This is a genomic window from Williamsia sp. z34 (assembly GCF_059553395.1).
This window is the reverse complement of the sequence record NZ_JCANWW010000001.1, coordinates 869,957-887,946: the sequence shown is the minus strand read 5'-3', so window position 1 is coordinate 887,946 and position 17,990 is coordinate 869,957. Positions and strand designations below refer to the sequence as shown.

Genomic DNA, 17,990 nt, shown 5'->3' with positions numbered 1-17,990 from the left:
TGGCGTCGGACCGGCTCACCGGCGTCAGCTCAGCTGGACTTCTGGTCCAGTTCTTCGCGCCACCGCTCTTCCTTCTGGATCCACTCGTTGTCCTGCGGGAAGTCCTCGGGCCCGTGCACCCGGCGCAACTCGAGCTTGCTACCCGGCCCCAGCGGACACTGCGAGGCCCACTGCGCGGCCTCTTCCTTACTCGAGACCTCGATGATCCAGAAGCCGCTGAACAGCTCTTTGGCCTCGGCGTATGGTCCGTCGGTCACCACCGGCGGATCCGAGGCGAAGTCGACCACCAGGCCCTCCGAGGGATCCGTCAGACCTTCACCGGCCAGCAACACCCCGGCCTTGATCAGCTTTTCGTTGTACGCCCCCATCGCCGCGATGATCTCGTCGAAGGGGACCTCTTTGCTCGCGTCGATCGCTTCCTGCGTGTCGCGCATGATCATCATGATTCGCATTGCCTTCTCCTCATTCGGTAGGGAATTTCGAGGTTCGGTTGCCCTCAACCCTTCGTCGAACGAGCATCAACCGGATCGACAGGCCCGCAGAAATAGTTTGCACCTAGTGCGCGGCGTCATCCCACGAACGGCCGTAACCGATCGACACATCGAGCGGTACTGACAGCTCGATCGCACCACCCATCTTGGCCCGGACCAGCTCCTCGAGACGGTCCTGCTCACCGGCGGCGACCTCGAAGACGAGTTCGTCGTGGACCTGCAGCAGCATCCGCGAGGTCAGACCCTGCTCCGCGAGCGCCTTCTGCACGTCGATCATCGCGACCTTGATGATGTCGGCGGCGGTGCCCTGGATCGGCGCGTTCAGCGCGGCACGCTCGGCCACATCGCGACGCTGGCGGTTGTCGCTGTTGAGGTCGGGCAGGTACCGCCGACGGCCGAACAGGGTGGATGTGTATTCGTTGCGCCTGGCCTCTTCGACCGTTTCCCGCAGGTAGTCCCGCACACCACCGAAGCGCGTGAAGTACGCCTCCATCTGGTCCTTGGCCTCGCCGGTGCTGATCTTGAGCTGCTGCGAGAGACCGAATGCACTCAGTCCGTAGGCCAGGCCGTAGCTCATCGCCTTGACCCGCCGCCGCATGTCGGGCGTGACCTCCTCGATCGGCACACCGAACGCCCGCGACCCGACGAAGCTGTGCAGGTCCTCCCCCGTGTTGAAGGCCTCGATCAGGCCTGCGTCACCGGACAGGTGCGCCATGATCCGCATCTCGATCTGGCTGTAGTCGGCGGTCATCAGACTCTCGTACCCGGCGCCGACCACGAAGCCCTGGCGGATCTGGCGACCGGCGTCGGTACGCACCGGGATGTTCTGCAGGTTCGGATCGGTGGACGACAACCGGCCGGTCGCGGCCACGGTCTGGTTGAAGGTGGTGTGGATCCGGCCGTCGTCGGCAACCGTCTTGAGCAGGCCGTCGACGGTGACCTTGAGACGGGTGGCATCGCGGTGGGCCAGCAGGTGCTCGAGGAACGGGTGACCGGTCTTCTCGAACAGTCCGGCCAGCGCGTCGGCGTCGGTCGTGTACCCGGTCTTGGTCTTCTTCGTCTTCGGCATCTCCAGCTCGTCGAACAGCACGACCTGCAGCTGCTTCGGCGACCCCAGATTGATCTGCTTCCCGATCACCTCATAGGCCAGATCGGCCGATTGCCGCACCCGCGCAGCAAAACCCGACTCCAGTTCTTCGAGATGTGCGGTGTCGACGGCGATTCCGGCGGCCTCGAGCTCGGCCAGCACGAACAGCAGCGGCAGCTCCATGTCGGTGAGCAACGAACCCGAATCGATCTTCGCCAGTTCTTCGTCGAACCGATCGGCCAGCTCCGCCACCGCCTGGGCCTGGAGCATCGCCTGGTCGGCGGCGGCCTGCGCGCCGGAGTCCTCGTCGAGCAGAGACATCTGCCCGTCGTCGGCCACCGCATCGGCGACGAGCTCACGCTTGAGGTAACGCAGCGCGAGGTCGTCGAGGTTGAACGAGCGTTGCCCCGGACGCACCAGGTAGGCGGCCAGCGAGGTGTCACTGGTGACACCGCCGAGCTGCCAGTCGCGGCCACGCAGCGCGTGGAACGCCCACTTCGCCTCGTGAATCGCCTTGGGCACGTTGGCATCCGCCAGCCACTCGGCGACGGCCTTCTCGTCGTCGGGACCGATTTCTGCGGGGTCGAAGTAGGCCGATTCCCCGTCGGCGGCCGCGATCGCGATGCCGGTGACGTCCGAGCCGTAGACCTGACGCGGCCCGAGCACGGTCAGTCCGGCGCGGGCGCCCCCGGGAGCGGCGTGCGCGTTCAGCCAGGCGGAGACCTGACCGGCACCCAGCACGGTGCCGCGCAGGTCGAAGCCGGATTCGGCTTCCGGCTCGGCCGACGACAGCGTGGTGAACAGCCGGTCACGCAGGACGCGGAACTCGAGGTCGTCGAAGAGCTGATGGATCTTGTCGCGATCCCACGGTGCGAGCACCAGGTCGTCCGGCCCGAAGGGCAGGTCCATGTCGCGGACGAGTTCGGTCAGTTGGCGGTTCATCTGAACATTGGCCAGGTGCGTCCGAAACGATTCGCCGACTTTGCCTTTGATCTTGTCCGCGTTGTCGACCAGTGACGAGAGCGAGCCGTACTCACGGATCCACTTGGTGGCCGTCTTCTCCCCCACCCCGGGGATGCCGGGCAGGTTGTCGGACGGGTCGCCGCGCAATGCCGCGAAGTCCGGGTACTGGGCCGGCGTGAGGCCGTACTTGGCCTCGACCTCTTCCGGCGTGAAACGGGTCAGCTCGGAGACACCGCGCTTGGGGTAGAGCACGGTGACGTTGTCGCTGACGAGTTGGAGCGCGTCGCGGTCGCCGGTGACCACCAGCACGCGGTACCCGAGTGCCTCGGCCCGCGTGGTCAGGGTGGCGATGATGTCGTCGGCTTCGTAGCCCTCCTGCGCGAAGACCGGAATCCCCATGGCGCCCAGGACATCTTTGGTCAGATCGACCTGGCCACGGAATTCGTCGGGGGCAGAGCTGCGCTGCGCCTTGTAGGCGGGGAACACCTCGGCACGAAACGTCTGCCGGGAGACGTCGAATGCGGCCGCGATGTGCGACGGCGCCTCATCGCGCAACAGGTTGATGAGCATCGAGGTGAATCCGTATACCGCGTTGGTGGTCTGACCCGAAGCGGTTTTGAAGTTCTCTGCCGGCAACGCGAAGAACGCGCGGAACGCCAGTGAATGACCGTCGAGCAACATCAAGGTCGGGCGATCACCCGATTGGGTTGGGGACTTCGCCGTTGCACGGCCGGGCTGACTGGTTTGGGCAGGACTCACGGGTCCAAGTGTATGGAGCGGCCCTGACAGGCCTTGCCTTACGGGCCAGAAACTCCCAATTTTTCATCATTAGTCGAGGTCACGAACTCGGTTACTCAACAGTAACGGCGAGGAAACTTCTAAAGCCTGCCGAGCGCGACCGCTGGCTATAGAGTCCGCAAGGATGACTTTCCGCCGCCCGGCCATGGCCGGGCGCTGACCATTTTTCGGGAGGACACACGCGTGATGCCCCATCCTGCTCAACGGGTAAGGGTCTTTGGAGCCAGATGGGGTGCAGGAGCATTACTTGCTCTGCTGATCTCACTCATGTTCGCCGGGCTGATGGGCTCCGGCCTGGCCTCGGCCGCTCCAGAGGCTCCCGCCGACGATGACACCGTGCGCGTGTTCGGCACCCTGCGCAACGGTTCTGAACCTGTTGCCGGAGTCCAAGTCGATGCGAAAGACCAGTCCGGTGTGACCGTCGAGTCCACCGTCTCCGCCGCAACCGGCGTCTGGGAAGTGTTCGTGCCGCCGGGTACCTACACGGTCGTCATCGAGAAGACCACGATCCCGAGTGGCGTCGAGGTCCAGAAGGACACTGTGCCGGTCACCGTCACCCAAGGCTCTCCGCGACCGGTGATCTTCCTGTTCGGTGAAGAACGGACCAGTACCGAGATCTCCGCGGCCGAAGAACTCACCCGGCTCACGATCGACGGTCTGCGGTTCGGCCTGATCATCGCCATCTGTGGGGTGGGATTGAGCCTGATCTTCGGCACCACCGGCCTGACCAACTTCGCCCACGGCGAGCTGGTCACCCTCGGAGCCGTGGTCGCCTGGTTCTTCAACGTCAAGATGGAGATCCACCTCATCCCGGCGACCATCCTCGCGATCATCGTCGGCATCGGGATCGGCATGCTCAACGAGCTCGGCATCTGGAGACCACTGCGTCGACGACGTTCCGGTCTGATCGCGATGCTGGTGGTCTCGATCGGTCTGGCGTTGATCATGCGGTACCTCATCCTGATCTTCTTCTCCGACCGCGCCGAACCGCTCGACGACTACCAGGTGCAGAAACAGATCGGGTCAGGTGCTTTCGCGATCACCCCGGTCAACCTGTGGTGCATCATCATCAGCCTCGTCGTCCTGCTCCTGGTGGCGGTCATGTTGCAGAAGACCCGGATCGGCAAGGCAATGCGAGCCGTCGCCGACAACAAGGATCTCGCTGCCTCCTCCGGTATCAACGTCGACCGCGTGATCCTGTTCGTGTGGTCGCTGGCCGGCGCTCTGGCAACGCTCGGCGGTGTGCTCTTCGCGATGTCCGAACTCGGTGGACGTGTCCAATGGGAGATGGGATTCAAGCTGTTGCTGCTCATGTTTGCGGGCATCACCCTCGGCGGCCTCGGCACGGCCTACGGTGCGCTCCTGGGCTGTGTGATCGTCGGTCTGCTGGTGCAGCTCTCGACGTATTGGATCGACCCGGACCTCAAATACATCGGAGGTCTGTTGGTCCTCATCGTCATTCTCACCATCCGACCCCAGGGCATTCTCGGGTCCAAAGCGAGGATCGGCTGACACATGGATATCATTTCGGCACTTCAGATCTCGGTTGCCCAATTGGTCGGCCCATCGGCGATCTTCTACGCGCTCTTGGCCATCGGCCTCAACCTGCACTTCGGTTACGCCGGACTGCTCAACTTCGGTCAGATCGGCTTTGCCCTCCTCGGCGCCTACGGCGTCGGCATCATGGCCGAGAACTATGATCAGCCGCTGTGGATCGGTGCGCTCGTGGGCATCATCGCCGCCGGCGTCCTGGCCCTGGTCCTGGGCTTCCCCACCCTGCGCCTGCGAGCGGACTATCTGGCGATCGTCACCATCGCCGCATCGGAGATCCTGCGACTGATCTTCCGCTCCACCGCCGCTGACGACCTGACCCACTCCACCAACGGCATCTTCGGTTATGCCGGCGGGTTCTTCGAGTACAGCCCGTTCGAGAACGGCAAGCAGTATTCGTTCCTCGGGGTCAAGTTCCAGGGCACCGACCTGTGGGCGATGGTGGTCGGCTGGTCCATCGTGTTGCTGCTCTGCCTGCTGGTGTGGCTGCTCGTCCGCAGCCCGTGGGGCCGCGTACTCAAAGCGGTCCGCGAGGACGAGGACGCCGCCCGTTCGCTCGGCAAGAACGCCTATCTCTACAAGATGCAGGCGCTCATCCTCGGCGGATGCATCGGCGGTATCGCGGGTGTCTACAACGCGATTCAAACGCAATCGATCAACCCCGACTTCTACTCCACCGCGCAGACGTTCTTCGCCTACGGCGCCCTGATCCTCGGTGGCGCTGCAACGGTATTCGGTCCGGTGGTCGGTGCGATGTTGTTCTGGTTCCTGCTCGCCATCCCCGATGCCCTGCTCCGCCAGGTCACCACCGGTCCGGACGCCTGGTTCGATCTGAGCCAGCAACAGGTCGGTGCCATCCGCTACGTCTTGTTGGGATTGGCCATTGCGCTGATGATGGTCTTCAGACCGCAGGGAATACTGGGTAACAAGCGGGAGGTGCAACTCGATGCCTGATGGACGCCATCTGAAGCCCGACCCTGCCGGTGATGTGCCCGCAGGCGAGTCGACCACCCTGACCGCAGACGCCGCTCCGGCCACCCTCGCCGAACTCAAGAGGTTCTCGGCCGCCGAACGCGCCGCGATCTTCGAGTCGGTCACGCCCGAGCCCGGCTCGGCCAAACCCGACCCGATCATCACCGTCGACGGGATCACCCGCACCTTCGGTGGCCTCAAGGCCGTCGACGTCGAACATCTGGAGATCCAGCGGGGTTGCATCACCGGTCTGATCGGCCCCAACGGTGCCGGCAAGACCACGTTCTTCAATCTGATCACCGGTTTCGACAAACCCGATACCGGTACCTGGGCGCTCAACGGCCGGGAAATGGGAAACGTTGTGCCGCACCGGGTTGCTCGCAACGGCATGGTCCGCACCTTCCAGCTGACCAAGGCGCTCTCGAAATTGTCGGTACTCGACAACGTCCGTCTCGGCGCCCGCCACCAAACGGGCGAGCACATGTTCGCCGCGCTGGCACCGTGGTTGTGGCGCAAGCAGGAAACCGAAACCACCGAGCGCGCATACGAATTGCTCAAGCGATTCAAGCTGGACGCAAAGGCCGACGACTACGCCGGCTCGTTGTCCGGCGGCCAGCGCAAGTTGCTGGAGATGGCCCGCGCGCTGATGACCAATCCTGAGGTCATCATGCTCGACGAGCCGATGGCCGGCGTCAATCCGGCCCTGACCCAGAGCCTGCTCGAACACATCAAGTCACTGCGCGACGAGGGCATGAGCGTGGTCTTCGTCGAACACGACATGGACGTGATCCGTGAGATCAGCGACTGGGTGGTGGTGATGGCGCAGGGCAAGGTGATCGCGGAGTCGCTCCCCGGACGTCTGGGCGACAATTCGGCGGTGGTGGACGCCTACCTCGGTGGCCATCACGATCAGGCACTGGAGTTCGACGACGAGGGCAACCCTGTCGGTGAGACCGCGGTGCTGGCCGAAGAAGTCCAGGCGGCCATCGAGGAAACCCTGCAGGCCGGCGGCGACCTGTCCGAACCGGTCATCACCGAACCCGAGAAAAAGCTCGAGAAAAAAGCTGACGACCCGGACCGAAAGGACACACCATGAACGGGCCGGACATGTCGAAACCCGGTGAGACCCCGCCGGAACGGACGTTGACCCACGCAGAGCTCGCCGCGACGCCCGAGGCACATCGCAGGGACGCCGAGAATGCGCTGCTCCGGGCCGATGACATCACCGCGGGTTATCTGCCGGGCATCAACATCCTGGAAGGCTGCAACTTCTATCTCGACGACGGTGAGATCGTCGGCATCATCGGCCCCAACGGCGCCGGCAAATCCACCCTCCTCAAGTCGCTGTTCGGTCTCATCCCCGTGCGCGTCGGATCGGTGACCCTGCGCGGCGACGACATCACGTCCGCCAAGGCGCACGTGCTGGTGACCAAGGGCGTCGGCTACGTACCGCAGACCTTGAATGTGTTCTCGGCGCTGACCATCGAGGAAAACCTCGAGATGGGAATCTATCTGCGGCCCAAGAAGTTCAACGAGCGGTTCGACTTCGTCTCGGAGTTGTTCCCCCTTCTCTCCGAACGGCGCAAGGTCAAGGCCGGTGCGTTGTCCGGCGGCGAACGTCAGATGGTGGCCATGGGCCGCGCACTGATGATGGAGCCGTCGGTGCTGCTGCTCGACGAGCCGTCGGCGGGGCTGTCACCGATGTTCCAGGACGAGGTGTTCATCCGGATCAAGAAGATCAACGCCACGGGGGTATCCGTGGTCCTGGTGGAGCAGAATGCCCGTCGCTGCCTGCAGATCTGCGACCGAGGCTATGTGCTCGATCAGGGTCGCAATGCCTACACCGACACCGGCACCAATCTCGCCAATGATCCCAAGATCATCGAGCTGTACCTCGGGACCCTGGCCGGCAGCTCCGAGAAGAAGTAACCACTCTAGACAGCGACAAAGAAAGGGGCCCAGGTCTTTCGACCTGGGCCCCTTTCCTATTGGGTTATTTCTCTGCCGCTACCCGCGATCAGGTGTCGGACACCACCTTGAAGTCGGCGACCGGGGTGATCAGCTTATTGTCGGCGTCGAACTCGAGGACACCGTACGAACCGATCGACGGTTCACCGGCGGTGACGAATGCCAATTCACCTGTGACACCGTCGTAGTCGATGTCGGTGCCGGCCTGGACGAGTGCCAGGCACTCTTCGTAAGTCGTGCACTTGGTGCCGTCCTTGGTCACGTTGTTGATCTCCGAAGCGATCGACTGACCGTTGGTCGACTTGGCGATTTCCGCCGCCAGGGCCGAGATCACCACTGCGTCATAGCTTTCACCCGCGTAGTTGAAGTCGATCAGGCCGGGATCGACGGCCAGCAGGCGGCCTTCGAAGTCCGGGCCGACCTCGGTCAGCGGTGTGGTGCCCTTCATCCCCGCGAGGATTCCGGCGCCCACCGACTCACCCAGTGCGTTACCCATGTTGCCGTCGACACCGAAGACCAGTTTGTCCTTCGGTCCGATGCCCACCTCGTTCATGCGGGTAAGGATCTTGGCGCTTTCCTCGAATCCGATGATGGCGATGCCATCGGGATTGAAGTTCTTCACCTGGTCGACCTCAGCGTTGAACGACTGGGCATTGGGGTCGTAGATGATCTTCTGGATCTGGTCGGACGGAATGCCGGCAGCTTCCAGGTCAGCGACCGTGTTGGAGGCCAGGCCGGTGCCGTACGGGTCGTTCATCGCCAGGATCGAGACGCGCTGCACGCCACCTTCGGCGATGACCTGGGCCAGGGCCTGGGCCTGCAGGGTGTCGGCGGGGGCCGTACGGAAGTACATGCCCTTGTCGGCGTAGCAGGTGAACTCGTCCGACGTGTTGGCCGGCGAGAACATCACCGCGCCGGCGCTGGCGACCTTGTCGATCACCTTCAGCGACACAGACGATGACGCCGCACCGACGATCACCTGGGTGCCGGCCGCGAGCTGGCGGTCGACGGTGGCGCTTGCGGTGTCGGTGGTGGTGTCACCGGAATCGCCGTTGACCTCTTCGACGGGCTTGTCGAGGACACCGCCGGCGGCGTTGATGTCTTGGATGGCAAGTGCCACGCCCGCGAACTCAGGCGGGCCGAGGAATGCCAGGGAGCCCGTCGCGGGAAGCAACGTGCCGATCTTCAAGGGGGCGGTGCTCACCGGGCCAGGTGTGGCCTGGGGGACGTTGTCGCCACAATCAGTGGTGGTCGTGGTCTCCGATCCGCTCGGCGACGCCTCTTCCGACGAGTCATCGTCGCTACTACATCCGGCCAGCGCCATGGCTGTTACAGCCAGCGCCACCGTTCCCCTCAAGAGATATCTATGAGCCATCAATATTCTCCTCGCGGTACATCCACAAAGCGCGGCGCGCCATCGACGACGCATACGACCGACGCTTGCTGGGGTAAAGCTAGCGCCAACGTGTTGCCCGCGAGTAACGTTCGTGAAACTACAGCCTCTGAGAGCCTGCCGTGATCAATTCGAGACCTCGGCTGGTTCAATCTGACTTCACGATCGCGAAAGTCGTTCTCTACGAGATCAGCTCGGCTTCGTTCCCAGAGTTTCGATGACCACTTCGGCGACAGCCTTCATGGTTGTCCGGCGATCCATCGCCGCCCGCTGGATCCACTTGAACGCCTCGGGCTCGGTGAAGGCGTGTGACTGCATCAAAATGCCCTTCGCCCGCTCCACCAATTTGCGGATCTCGAGCCGCTCGGTCAGGTCTGCGACGTCACGCTCCAACACATGGAGCTCGTTGTAGCGACTGACCGCCACCTCGATGGCCGGCACCAGGTCGGCCTTCGTGAACGGCTTGACCAGGTACGCCATCGCCCCGGCATCACGCGCCTTCTCGACGAACTCCCGCTGGCTGAACGCCGTCAGCATCACCACGGCGGCCAACCGCTTGCTCGCGATCTCCGCTGCGGCGTCGATGCCGTCCCGCACCGGCATCTTCACATCCATGATCACCAGATCGGGGCGGAGTTCCTCGGTGAGGTCGACTGCGACCTGACCGTTCGGCGCCTCCCCCACGACGTCGTACCCCTCTTCCCGGAGCATCTCGATCAGATCCATCCGGATCAAGGAGTCATCCTCGGCAACCAGAACCCGACACGTCGAGGCAACCGGCTCCCCGCCCTTGGCTGCAATCGCGTCCGTTGTCGCCATCAGTCCACCTCCACATTGAAAAATCGCCTGGCCACCAGCGCGGACCAGCAGCAATACACGCTACTGCCCCCGCGACGATGTGACGCAACAGTACCGGTTTGGTTGGCGTGAGGCCTGTCCTCTAAAGTGACTTCTGCGACGAGCCCCCGTAGCCCAATTGGCAGAGGCAACGGATTCAAAACCCGTCCAGTGTCAGTTCGAGTCTGACCGGGGGCACCACATTCGCGCAGGTCAGAGGTAGTTTCACTGCTCTTCACGATCGCTCGATTCAATCCCGGTACGCAGACGGTACGCAGCAGATTCAGCAGCAGCGTCCATTGCCTTGGAAATTTCGTCCAGATCGTCCGGCATCAGGTGTCCGTAACGATCCAGTGTCATCGTCGCCGTCTTATGGCCAAGCAGCGTCTGCAGCACCTTCACGTTCGCGCCCGCACTGATCGCCAGCGACGCACAGGTGTGGCGAAGCTGATGCGGAGTGATCGTTGGAAACCCGGGCGAAGACTCGACACACCGCGTCACCGCGGGGTCGAAGACCCACCGCAATGCGCCGATGGTCAACCACGTGGTCGAGCTGGTCGGCGGCCACACCAGACTGCCGGCCGATCGCTTGCCGATGTGCTCGCGCAGGGGCTCGAGGGCCACCGTCGGAACCGGGACGGTTCGAGAAGAATGATTCTTGGTCATACCTTCCACGTAGCCTTGTCCGCTTACATGCGTCGCCGACCGTCGGACTCGGATTCTTCCCTTGTCGAGGTCGACGTCACCGACCCGAAGCGCTATCGCCTCGCCGAACCTCAGACCGCAGTATCCGAGGACCAACACCAGCGACTTGAACTGCCGACACTCCTCCGCCAGCTGAAGCAGTTGTAGGTGATTGAGATAGACATGCTCGGCTTCCCCTCGACGAGGGAGTTCGACGTCGTCGGCCGGATTTCTCATCAGCAAGCCACTCTTGACCGCGTATTTCAGTACGGCTGAGAGTGTTTGGTGCGCCTGAATCACCCTCGATGGAGACAATCCCCTGTCGACGAATCTCAAGCTTCCGCCCACGCCGCTGAGGCTACTGACCCAGGTTTGGATGGACGCGAAATCGATGTCGACCAGTCGCTCATCTTCCCACCGAGGTAGCACCACGGTGTCAAGCAAGCTTCGATAGCCCGCAAACGTTTTCGGCTTCAGCCCGGCCTTACTCAGCATCCATCGTTCAGCGACGGTCTCGAACCGTTCCTTGCTCTTCCCTGGTTCAACCCACGTCCCGGCGACCATGGCGGCTGTGTTGCTATCAAGCCAGCCCTGAGCGTCAGCCTTCGTTCGAAAGGCCCTCGTGTACTCGGCGCCGGATGGATCGACATACACAGCGCGCCAACGCATGCCGCGGCCATATCTTGACGTTCGGGTCTTCTTGTCCTTCGTAAGCCACAGATCCGCCACACCCGCTCGTCGGCCTCGGCGTTGCCCGGCACGCGAACGTCTACCAACTCGATCACTCGCCGCTGCACCCTCCAGAGTTTCGTCGCTCACTGGCAATCCTCACGCCTACAACGTCTTCACACGGCGCCGCTACTGTCGCCAGGATCCTTCGCTAGGGCGGATTCCGGCGCCAGGCCACGCAGCAGGTTGGTCAGATACGGGACGCTCCAGTCCCAGTCCAGGTCTTTGAAGTCAACCGGCTTCGCGTCGTAGGCCTTCTCAGAACCTGGCAACGTGGCCGTGTGCGCGAGGAACTCGCCGTCGTCGTCCGACGACGGATCGCGTAGTTCCCACAACTTGTATTGCGTGGCTGCATTTTTCGCCGCATGCAGATAGTCCGCCACCGCGGAGCGAGCGTCGAAGTACCGCTGGGTCGCTTGCTGCATCGCGCCGTAGTAGCTGACGTTCGGCTGGTCGATCTCGACCTGCAAAATGTCGAACTGCAGGTACTCCGCGATCACCACGGCTTCCGATAGCCGCGGCTCGCGCTGACCGCTCTCCATACGTGTGATGCCGGCCTGGTCGATCGAGACGCCCAGTTCCGTCAGCTTCTGCGACAGGGCCCGCTGACTCAGACCTAGCGCCTGTCGGCCTTGGCGCATCGATGCAGCGAAAGTTCGGCCACCCCCACCAACCTCATCTTGATTCATATTTGCCACCGTAATGCTTGACAGCATCACCAACAAGTGCCACGCTCGAATTGATTCACTACAGACTCGTCATGCACTGTCGAATCAGCGAACCACTACCGCCAGGAGGAGCGCGATGTCAGAGGAATTTCTAACAACGAACCAGGTCAGCGAGCAGTGGCCGTTTCTGCCGGCCGCGACATTGCGGTATTGGCGCCACGCGGATCAAGGTCCCGCCTCATTCCGCGCCGGATCCCGAGTCCTCTACCGCCGTAGCGAGATCGAGCGTTGGCTTGACGCTCAGGAAGAGGCAACCAGGCGCGGAGGCGCAGATGGCGTCTGTCCGGCACATTGAAGCCCTAACGACCCTTCGCTCGATCGATGCCACCCTCTGCGACCCCATCCTGCCACCCACATAGAACTCCCAAAGCGACACACAACTTCCCAAGCTGCATACGCGGGTTCGATTCCCGTCATCGGCTCCACCATCACCCCAGGTAGAGCGCCTTCAGTCGGGCTCGTGGTAGCCACCCCTGGGCGTGCCCACTCCCCACACACTCCGGGCGTTGGCAGATGACCAAGCATCCAGTGTGTGTTGGGTAGGATCTGACGGTGCCGAACAAGATGGACACCCCCTTAGCAGTCACCAAGACGATCTATACCGTCACGGACTTCGTCGAGTGGCAGAGGCAGGGCACGCTTGACCTCCGACCGTATTTTCAGCGGGGTGACGTTTGGACACCAAAAGCAAAAAGTTTTTTGATCGACACCGTACTGCGCGGATACCCCATACCGATTATCTATTTGCAGAATAAGCAGGATCGCGACTCACTTCGCAACATGAGGCTCGTGGTCGACGGCCAACAGAGACTACGCACGATTCTGGCTTACGTCGCCCCCGATTCATTGGCCGATTTCACCGAACGCGATGATTTTTCAATACTTCGCGCGCACAATGCAGAATACGCGCGGCACACATTTCGCGATTTGCCCAATTCGGCCCAAGATCAAATTCTTGGGACCGAATTGTCGGTGCATGTACTTCCTTCAACGCTGTCCAATCAGCATTTGCTCCAACTATTCGCGCGCCTCAACAGCACAGGCGAAAAACTCAACGACCAGGAACTACGCAACGCAGAATTCCACGGCAGTTTCAAGAGTTCCGCTTATAGGCTTTCCTATGGACAGCTAGAGCGATGGATTGACTGGAAGATATTTAACCCAAGAGCGATAGCGCAGATGCGTGATGTAGAGCTTATGAGTGAGCTAATGATGATGACGCTATTTGGGATGCAGAGCAAATCGAAAAAGCACATTGACGACACTTATCGACGTTTCGATGATGAGTACGACTATGCCACAGAGGTGGAGAGAAGAATAAACCGAGCTTTTGACGACCTCGATAACTTGTACCGCCGAATCAGCGAAGAGCGAGCCAGAAACTTAAATACCCAGTCATGGCTGTACACGTTCTTTGCCGCCTCGTACTACGCCCAGAACGCCGGGCCCATTCTTCCCGACGAGGGAGGTCTGAAGTTTCCGAGCGAAATCAGACTGCCGCCATCCGCTTTGGCGCAGAAAGCACAGCACCTGGCGTGGCAGTTTGAAAATGGGCGCATTCCGCCTGAAGTATCAAAGGCCGTTCGCGGGGCCTCCTCCGATCTAGCTAGCCGCGAGTTAAGGCTGCGTTATCTACTCGCGCTGAAGTAGAGCCGAATGGCAGCCGAGCTGACAGCCAAGCAGGCTTTCGACGCTTTTGACCGGAGGGCGAAACGCGCGGAGAGCTTGACCAACGAGGGTTTGCGTCTGTTCCGCCAAAACAGGCTGAGTCAGCGTAGTACAGATGCCCTATTTACCTCGTCACTTTTGTCATTGCACACCGATTTCGAGATCTTACTGGAAGACCTCTTCTTCTCAACCGTAACCGGGGTTAGCGGTATCGAAGACTGCGTTCCGCATGTCACGTTCGCTAGTCGCGAGATTGCACATCAAGTCTTGTTCGGTGGGAAAAGTTACATCAATTGGATGCCCTACGACACCGAAGTCCAGAAGGTTAGCAAGCGTGTGTACGCCGATGGAAACCCATTCCTGAGGCTAGATCGGCAGCCAGAGAGGGCCACCTTAAAGGACTTCGGAAAGTTACGGAATGCGATAGCTCATAAAAGCACATTCTCCCAACAGGAGGTTCAAAAAATAGTTCGCGACATGCGACCCAGGCGCCGCCACGTTGCGGGCTATTTGCAACACAAAGTTCAGAGTGATACGCAGTTTAGCTTCTTCGTCCTAACACTTCGAGGAATAAGCGCCGCCTTAACAGCTCCGAACCTCGCCGCCGCAAAGACACTGCTTCAACCAGAAGAAACGTACCGTCCGGTTGACACCGCCGGTCCTGGGCGGTATCGATGCGCGCGCTGCAGCAACTCCAAAACGCTAACGACCTCGTCCGGGCATCTGGGCAAGTGTACGAGGTGCAATAAACGGGGAAGCCCTCAACTTGGATGGAGAAGGGATTACAGCACCTAACCCGCAGTTTGGGTTTGATCACGGCTTGATCACTGGCATCATTGATCTTGCTACACAGATCGCCTGTGCCGTAAGCGGAATCGCCATACCACCCACGGACACCGAGCTCCTCGAAGAAGGGTCTATCGGCGTCTGAGTCGAGGAATGAGCCCGCCACGCCCGGATCAGAGTTGTCGGTCCCGGAAGCCTTGGTCAGCGCTTCGTCGGTAATGATTCCGGTCTCTGGTTCGGCCACCACATGGGCCCGATATCCGTCGCGGCGTGCCTCGGGCGACTTGCGGGTATAACGGGCGTCGGGGTTGATCGTAGAGATCACCCGATCGGGGCGACTTTGCGGGCGACGCGCCAGCGCCCGTCAGCACCATCAGAGCCCTCTGCTGGTTCGACGTCTTGTCCAGCAACGCCGACGCAGCCCGCGCAGACTCGTCCCACCCCTTCTCGTCGTCGATGCCAGCGAACACTTCGAGCAGCGCGTTCGCGTCGTTGACCAGCGCGCTGACCAGCATGTCTTTCGCGCCAGGCTCGTCCCAGTCGATGGCCGGTTTACCGGCAGGTTGTAGTCATGTGCGGTGCACACCGCCGCGATCGCCTCGCTCCCGCCCGGTACCAACCGCCCGACCCGCCGGATCGCCGAGACCAGTTGGGTGATGGTGTCCTGGGTCGCGACCGCATCGGCCAGGATCGTCGAATCCATGGCCCGTTTGTTGCGGCCACGTACGACTCTAGTGGCGTCCACCACCTTGCGGACTGCCTCGTTGATCCGCTGCGGGCGATCGGACTTGGCCAGCCTTTTGCGCCAGAACACCAGCATGGACGGATCGAACCCTTTGTGGTCCAACGCCATTCCCGTCGCGACTTTCCACCGCAGATCGCACCGGGCCGCTTCGGCGGTCTCTCGATCAGATAGATCGTGCAGCGTTTGTAGCACTAAAATTGAGGCCATCACCGATGCGGGGATCGAGGGGCGTCTCCGCCCGAGGGAAACAAATCCTCAAACTCCCCATCAGCGAATACATCTCGACGATGGGTAGCGAGGAATCCGAACATACTGCCTTCGGGCACCAGGTGCCCGACCAACGCCTGCGCGTCCAAAAGCTCCCGATCGGTCCGCTCGACACCCTGCATAACCATATTGTCCCAGTTCAGGGGCGCACACCGGTGAGACGCGCCGATTATTCAGCGGGCTCCTAGAGCGTGGCGCGGCGCGCGGTCGCGTCCCGAATGCTTGTAGTCTCGGATCAACGGACGGTTCCACTCGGCAGGCATGAGCCGATCCAGCCCACACGTCTCATGCACCGTCGGCGAGAGTTCGAGACGCGTATTGGCAGTTCAGCGGCGTATTTGGCACGGTACTATTCGTGCAATCAAACGGACCTTACGAACGGAGCGTCTCGGTGCGCCGGATCATCGCCACACTTGCTGTATCAATCGCGCTAGCCAGCCTCGCGGGATGTAGCAATAACGACACTTCGACGACTGGATCGACCGAAACAGCGGACCTGGCCACGGCAACAGCCGAGTACCCGCGTACAGGGTTGCAGCTGTACGAATCCATAGAGCAGCTCTACACCGACGTACAGAACGGCGTCGTGTGCACCAACTTTGAGCGGAACACCCGAAGCATAAACGCAGCAAGTTCCGGCGATTGCGACGTTGCGATGGAAAGCGGCTCATCACGTGGCCTGATACTGATGCTCTTCAGCTCTGACATCAACAAGCAAAGCCAGATTGGTTTGTACCGCGACATAGGAGAGACACTCGGAGAGTATGGCTTCGTTGAAGGCGGCAATTGGCTCGTCAACTGCGAGACGATTCCAGTGTGCGAAGCAGTCGCCGGAGCACTTGGAGGACGCGTAGAAACCCTCCCTGTGCTATAGCAAAACCGCACGGCCGAGGCCCAGTCCGCAGAGTCCGGGTCTTAAGCCGTCTTGCAACCTGTCGCTAGCATCCGCTAGTAATTGCCGCGAGCTTGAGCGAGGTGACATGGAAGGCTTCCAGGTCAGTAACATTTCGGCAACAGCAATTCTCACGGCGAAGATGCGCGCGTTGGAGACCGAGCGAACCGAACGCTTGATCTCAGATCCGTACGCGGCACTACTCGTCGAGTACTCCGGGTTGGACATGTCGTCGTTGCAGCTCGCCCAAGTGACGGGACAGAGGCTCTTCGAATCGAACGTCGTCCGGACTCACTTCCTCGATGGGGCACTCGTAACTGCGATCGCCCGCGGCATTCGGCAAGTCGCAATCCTTGGATCAGGACTCGATACCCGTGCCGCACGTCTCGAATTGCCCAGCGGAACTGTCATATTCGAAATTGACCAGCTTGAGGTCATTTCGTACAAAGAGCGACTCTTCGTTGAACACAGGGTTGCAGTCGACGTTGATTGGCGTCCGCGAGGTGGGGACCTCGAAGGTGACTGGCTCAGTGAGCTGACCACCGCTGGCTTCGACCCAAAGACTCCGACCGCCTGGATCATCGAAGGCGTCCTTTTCTACTTCTCGGATGAGACTGTGGCCCAACTGATTCAAACTGTGACCGCTCAGAGTGCGCCAGGCAGCGAGTTGCTCGCGGTGCACTTCGGCGCCGGCGCGCTCATCGAAGCGCAGACCCGCGAGATGGCCGCCGCCGCAGAGAACTCGGGGTACGGATTCAAGTCGACAGTCACCGACCCCGTCGAGTGGCTCGATGGCTACGGGTGGGATACCGAAGCGGAAACCTTCACCGCAGCCGCGCAACGACTGGGACGCACGATCCCCTACGACATCGAAGAAGGCCCCGGCCGCGAGTCGGTATGGATCCGGCGGATCTGCGCCACGGTCGCGGCCTCCTCTGCGGCACGCTCGGTGCGCGTATCGGCGGTGGCCAGATGCCGGTAGTAGCCGGACCGGGACGCGCCGAGGACCCGGCACAGCCGCTGCACACCGAACTCGCTGCGGTGGGTGGAGATGAAGTCCCAGCGGCAGGTCTTCACTTCATCTCCTGCGCAAAATAAGCCGCTGCCCGGCGCAGGATCTCCCGTTCGAACTGCCATTCCTTCTCCGCACTGCGCAGCCGGGCGTTCTCCGCCCGCAGGCGCGCCAACTCCTCGGCTGGGGGTTCGCCGCCGCCGGCTCCACGGTCCGCCGCACCTCGACCAACGGCGTTGTCCTTGCGGACCCAGGTCCGCAAGGTCTCGCCGCTGATACCCAAGTCCGCAGCCACCGCCGCGTAGGTGCGGGCACCACCGGCCGCGCGATACAACGCAACCGCGTCCCGGCGGAACTCTTCCGTGTACTGAGACTGACGTCCCATGTGAACATCCCTCCTGGTTCTTCTGCGAACCAAT

General features: G+C 61.7%; 13 protein-coding genes, 1 tRNA gene and 2 pseudogenes. 8 read left to right on the top strand and 8 right to left on the bottom strand.

Annotation, left to right across the window (positions count from 1 at the left end; genetic code table 11):
* Positions 1-29: 29 nt before the first annotated feature.
* Both AC51GT_RS04190 and polA read right to left on the bottom strand, forming a co-directional pair.
* Entirely contained in the window at positions 30-452 is a 423-nt protein-coding gene (locus AC51GT_RS04190; RefSeq protein ID WP_496327248.1) for a YciI family protein, read from the bottom strand.
* A 103-nt stretch (positions 453-555) separates the two neighbouring features.
* Positions 556-3,300 (bottom strand): DNA polymerase I, encoded by a 2,745-nt coding sequence (gene polA, locus AC51GT_RS04185; RefSeq protein WP_496327965.1) that lies wholly within the window; start codon positions 3,298-3,300, stop codon positions 556-558.
* 306 nt (positions 3,301-3,606) lie between these two features.
* Between polA and AC51GT_RS04180 the strand changes: the two genes are divergently transcribed.
* The 4 genes from AC51GT_RS04180 to AC51GT_RS04165 are packed head-to-tail and all read left to right on the top strand — an operon-like array spanning position 3,607 to position 7,791.
* Positions 3,607-4,851, top strand: coding sequence for a branched-chain amino acid ABC transporter permease (locus AC51GT_RS04180; protein WP_496327250.1), 1,245 nt, complete (start codon positions 3,607-3,609; stop codon positions 4,849-4,851).
* Positions 4,852-4,854: 3 nt separating this feature from the next.
* Positions 4,855-5,844: a branched-chain amino acid ABC transporter permease gene (locus tag AC51GT_RS04175; protein ID WP_496327251.1), complete on the top strand. Its 990-nt coding sequence runs from the start codon at positions 4,855-4,857 to the stop codon at positions 5,842-5,844.
* A complete protein-coding gene (locus tag AC51GT_RS04170; protein WP_496327252.1) occupies positions 5,837-6,958 on the top strand; it encodes an ABC transporter ATP-binding protein in 1,122 nt (373 codons plus the stop codon). The genes AC51GT_RS04175 and AC51GT_RS04170 overlap by 8 nt, the downstream gene beginning before the upstream one ends.
* Complete coding sequence (locus AC51GT_RS04165; protein ID WP_496327964.1) at positions 6,955-7,791, top strand: ABC transporter ATP-binding protein; 837 nt, start codon at positions 6,955-6,957, stop codon at positions 7,789-7,791. The genes AC51GT_RS04170 and AC51GT_RS04165 overlap by 4 nt, the downstream gene beginning before the upstream one ends.
* Positions 7,792-7,879: 88 nt before the next feature.
* Here the strand turns inward: AC51GT_RS04165 and AC51GT_RS04160 are convergent, their stop codons facing one another.
* Both AC51GT_RS04160 and AC51GT_RS04155 read right to left on the bottom strand, forming a co-directional pair.
* Positions 7,880-9,205 carry an ABC transporter substrate-binding protein gene (locus tag AC51GT_RS04160; RefSeq protein WP_496327254.1) on the bottom strand — a complete coding sequence of 442 codons (1,326 nt, stop codon included), beginning with the start codon at positions 9,203-9,205 and terminating at the stop codon, positions 7,880-7,882.
* A gap of 207 nt (positions 9,206-9,412) precedes the next feature.
* Entirely contained in the window at positions 9,413-10,042 is a 630-nt protein-coding gene (locus AC51GT_RS04155) for an ANTAR domain-containing response regulator (RefSeq protein WP_496327963.1), read from the bottom strand.
* 142 nt (positions 10,043-10,184) lie between these two features.
* On the opposite strand from AC51GT_RS04155, the gene AC51GT_RS04150 reads away from it, so the two are divergent.
* Positions 10,185-10,261, top strand: a tRNA-Leu gene (locus tag AC51GT_RS04150).
* 24 nt (positions 10,262-10,285) lie between these two features.
* Here the strand turns inward: AC51GT_RS04150 and AC51GT_RS04145 are convergent.
* The gene (locus AC51GT_RS04145; protein ID WP_496327962.1) at positions 10,286-11,473 is read right to left on the bottom strand and encodes a tyrosine-type recombinase/integrase; all 1,188 of its coding nucleotides are present in this window, start codon (positions 11,471-11,473) and stop codon (positions 10,286-10,288) included.
* A 116-nt stretch (positions 11,474-11,589) separates the two neighbouring features.
* Entirely contained in the window at positions 11,590-12,162 is a 573-nt protein-coding gene (locus AC51GT_RS04140) for a helix-turn-helix domain-containing protein (protein ID WP_496327961.1), read from the bottom strand.
* A gap of 591 nt (positions 12,163-12,753) precedes the next feature.
* Between AC51GT_RS04140 and AC51GT_RS04135 the strand changes: the two genes are divergently transcribed.
* Complete coding sequence (locus tag AC51GT_RS04135; RefSeq protein ID WP_496327960.1) at positions 12,754-13,851, top strand: GmrSD restriction endonuclease domain-containing protein; 1,098 nt, start codon at positions 12,754-12,756, stop codon at positions 13,849-13,851.
* A 1,177-nt stretch (positions 13,852-15,028) separates the two neighbouring features.
* On the opposite strand, the pseudogene AC51GT_RS04130 reads toward AC51GT_RS04135, so the two are convergent.
* Positions 15,029-15,628, bottom strand: a pseudogene (locus tag AC51GT_RS04130) (transposase); the annotation flags it as partial.
* 394 nt (positions 15,629-16,022) lie between these two features.
* On the opposite strand from AC51GT_RS04130, the gene AC51GT_RS04125 reads away from it, so the two are divergent.
* Together AC51GT_RS04125 and AC51GT_RS04120 are read left to right on the top strand one after the other, a co-directional pair.
* Complete coding sequence (locus AC51GT_RS04125) at positions 16,023-16,541, top strand: hypothetical protein (RefSeq protein WP_496327959.1); 519 nt, start codon at positions 16,023-16,025, stop codon at positions 16,539-16,541.
* A gap of 106 nt (positions 16,542-16,647) precedes the next feature.
* The gene (locus tag AC51GT_RS04120) at positions 16,648-17,541 is read left to right on the top strand and encodes an SAM-dependent methyltransferase (protein ID WP_496327958.1); all 894 of its coding nucleotides are present in this window, start codon (positions 16,648-16,650) and stop codon (positions 17,539-17,541) included.
* On the opposite strand, the pseudogene AC51GT_RS04115 reads toward AC51GT_RS04120, so the two are convergent.
* Positions 17,445-17,956, bottom strand: a pseudogene (locus AC51GT_RS04115) (transposase); the annotation flags it as partial. The gene AC51GT_RS04120 and the pseudogene AC51GT_RS04115 sit on opposite strands and share 97 nt — an antisense overlap.
* Positions 17,957-17,990 lie beyond the last annotated feature (34 nt).

What these genes read in the sequence shown, in the direction of transcription:
- AC51GT_RS04190 (WP_496327248.1), bottom strand. Translation starts at nt 452, where the DNA reads ATGCGAATCATGATGATCATGCGCGACACGCAGGAAGCGATCGACGCG.
- AC51GT_RS04180 (WP_496327250.1), top strand. Translation starts at nt 3,607, where the DNA reads ATGTTCGCCGGGCTGATGGGCTCCGGCCTGGCCTCGGCCGCTCCAGAG.
- AC51GT_RS04175 (WP_496327251.1), top strand. Translation starts at nt 4,855, where the DNA reads ATGGATATCATTTCGGCACTTCAGATCTCGGTTGCCCAATTGGTCGGC.
- AC51GT_RS04170 (WP_496327252.1), top strand. Translation starts at nt 5,837, where the DNA reads ATGCCTGATGGACGCCATCTGAAGCCCGACCCTGCCGGTGATGTGCCC.
- AC51GT_RS04165 (WP_496327964.1), top strand. Translation starts at nt 6,955, where the DNA reads ATGAACGGGCCGGACATGTCGAAACCCGGTGAGACCCCGCCGGAACGG.
- AC51GT_RS04160 (WP_496327254.1), bottom strand. Translation starts at nt 9,205, where the DNA reads ATGGCTCATAGATATCTCTTGAGGGGAACGGTGGCGCTGGCTGTAACA.
- AC51GT_RS04155 (WP_496327963.1), bottom strand. Translation starts at nt 10,042, where the DNA reads ATGGCGACAACGGACGCGATTGCAGCCAAGGGCGGGGAGCCGGTTGCC.
- AC51GT_RS04140 (WP_496327961.1), bottom strand. Translation starts at nt 12,162, where the DNA reads ATGAATCAAGATGAGGTTGGTGGGGGTGGCCGAACTTTCGCTGCATCG.
- AC51GT_RS04120 (WP_496327958.1), top strand. Translation starts at nt 16,648, where the DNA reads ATGGAAGGCTTCCAGGTCAGTAACATTTCGGCAACAGCAATTCTCACG.